The organism is uncultured Tenacibaculum sp., assembly GCF_947498805.1.
GTDB lineage: Bacteria > Bacteroidota > Bacteroidia > Flavobacteriales > Flavobacteriaceae > Polaribacter.
This window is the reverse complement of the sequence record NZ_CANMLT010000018.1, coordinates 1-2,991: the sequence shown is the minus strand read 5'-3', so window position 1 is coordinate 2,991 and position 2,991 is coordinate 1. Positions and strand designations below refer to the sequence as shown.

At 39.8% G+C, this 2,991-nt stretch carries 1 pseudogene; it reads right to left on the bottom strand.

Annotated features, from left to right (window positions below):
• Positions 1 to 2,991, bottom strand: a pseudogene (locus tag Q0873_RS18135) (hypothetical protein); the annotation flags it as partial.

Below are 2,991 nucleotides of genomic sequence, written 5' to 3'. Positions count from 1 at the left end.
TACACCACATCTACTTGGGAATCACAATTATCTGTTGCTGTTATTACTGCCGGATCTGGAATATTATCACAGCTAACCGTAACATCTCCTGGTAACGCTTCTACAAATGTTGGTGCTTGTAAATCTTGTACCGTAATGGTTTGAATATGATTTGTGGTGTTTCCTGAACAATCACTTACACTCCACTTTCTAGTAATCATATATTCTGAGCCACAGGCATCATCATGACCTGTATTCGTTTCTGTATATACTACATCCACTTGAGCATCACAATTATCAGTTGCTGTTAACACCACCGCTTCTGGAATCGTATCACAACTAACGGTCATATCCTCTGGCAACGTTTCTACAAAAGTTGGTGCTGTAGTATCTTCTATGGTTAATGTTTGTACGTGTTCTGTAGTATTTCCCGCACAATCATTCACAACCCATTTTCTAGTGATTACATATTCTGAAGGACAAGCATCATCATCACCACTAGTGGTTTGGGTATATATGACATCTACTTGAGAATCACAATTATCGGTTGCTGTTATTACTGCCGGATCTGGAATATTATCACAGCTAACCGTAACGTCTCCTGGTAATTCTTCTACAAAAGTTGGTGCTTGTAAATCTTGTACCGTAATCGTTTGGATATGATTTGTGGTGTTTCCTGAACAATCACTTACACTCCACTTTCTAGTAATCATATATTCTGAGCCACAGGCATCATCATGACCTGTGTTCGTTTCTGTAAATACTACATCCACTTGAGCATCACAATTATCAGTTGCTGTTAATACCACCGCTTCTGGAATCGTATCACAACTAACAGTCATATCCTCTGGCAACGTTTCTACAAAAGTTGGTGCTGTAGTATCTTCTATGGTTAAGGTTTGTACATGTTCTATTGTATTTCCTGAACAATCACTTACAGTCCAGGTTCTTGTAATTATATATTCCGAAGGACAAGCATCATTATCTCCGCTAGTAGTTTGAGCATAAATTACATCCACCTGAGCATCACAACCATCTGTTGCTGTCAATACTGCTGGATCTGGAATATTGTCACAACTAACTGTAATATCTCCTGGTAATGTCTCTACAAAAGTTGGCACACCTGTATCTTGTATAGTAAAAGTAGCTGTTGTCTCACTAAAGTTACCGCATCCATCTGTTGCTCTGAATGTAACTGTAGCTGATCCATTTACAGTACTACAACCATTTGAAATTTCAGTAAAATTATTTGTCCATGTAATCGAAGAACAATCATCACTAGCTGTAGCTCCTCCATTAGAATTTAACCAATTTTGTAACGCTGTGGTATTTCCATTTCCATCACACTCCACTGTTTCATCAGCCGATTGTACCGTTATCGTTGGTTGAACTGTATCTTTTATTGCATATGTTGCAGATGTGGTCACACTATTTCCACAAGCATCGGTTGCCGTAAAGGTCACTAACACTGGTGAAGAACAATCAGATGTTGCTCCATTATAATCATTGGTCCATGTAACATCTCCACAACTATCTGTTGCTTCTGCATTTCCATTCGTATCTAACCAAGTTTGAATTTCATTATTATTTCCTGACCCGTCACACTCTACTTCTATATTTTGAGCTTGTACCGTTATCACAGGATTTGTGGTATCTATAATGGTAAACGTTGCATCTTTAGTGATACTATTTCCACATTGATCTGTTAATGTAAACGTCACAGTTTCTGTTCCTGTTCCTCCACAAGCATCACTCAATCCAGCACTATTATGTGTTACCGTTGCTGTTCCGCAACTGTCTGTTCCACTAAAGCTTGCTAACCACGTGGTAAAAGCCTGAGCATTAGTAGCTGGATCACATTCAACACTGGTCATATCTACTGGTTCATTTGTCCAAGTAGGATCTGTAGTATCAGTAATATTGATGGTTTGTTGGATATCTGTGCTATTTCCACAGTCATCTGTAATCGTATAAGTACGAGTTACTACAAAGACTGTTGGACAAGTTCCTGCTACTGAGCTATCACTGCTTGTTACGGTTAAGTCTGAATCACAAGCATCGGTAATAGCGGTTACTCCTCCTAAAGCAATCAAGCCTGCAATAGTAGTTACTGCCGCTGGTGCATCACCTGCCTCACACCCTTCTTGATCTATTGAGTTTAAGCTTCCTGTTACTGATGGTGCTGTTTCGTCTTTGATATTAATAGTTTGTTGAATATCTGTACTGTTTCCACAGTCATCGGTAATCGTATACGTACGTGTTACTACAAATACTGTTGGACAGGTTCCTGCTACTGAACTATCACTACTAGTTACGGTTAAATCTGAATCACATGCATCGGTAATGGCTGTTACTCCTCCTAAAGCAATCAAGCCTGCTACAGTAGTTACTGCCGCTGGTGCATCACTTGCCACACATCCTTCTTGATCGATAGCGTTTAAACTACCTGTTACTGATGGTGCTGTTTCATCTTTGATATTAATAGTTTGTTGAATATCTGTACTGTTTCCACAGTCATCGGTAATCGTATACGTACGTGTTACTACAAATACTGTTGGACAGGTTCCTGCTACTGAACTATCACTACTAGTTACGGTTAAATCTGAATCACATGCATCGGTAATGGCTGTTACTCCTCCTAAAGCAATCAAGCCTGCTACAGTAGTTACTGCCGCTGGTGCATCACTTGCCACACATCCTTCTTGATCGATAGCGTTTAAACTACCTGTTACTGATGGTGCTGTTTCATCTTTGATATTGATGGTTTGCTGGATATCTGTACTGTTTCCACAGTCATCTGTAATCGTATACGTACGAGTTACTACAAACACTGTTGGACAGGTTCCTGCTACTGAACTATCACTGCTTGTTACTGTTAAGTCTGAATCACAAGCATCCGTAATCGCTGTTACTCCTCCTAAAGCAATCAATCCTACAATAGTAGTTGCTGCTGCTGGTGCATCATTCGCCTCACATCCTTCTTGGTCAATAGCGTTTAAGCTACCAGTTACT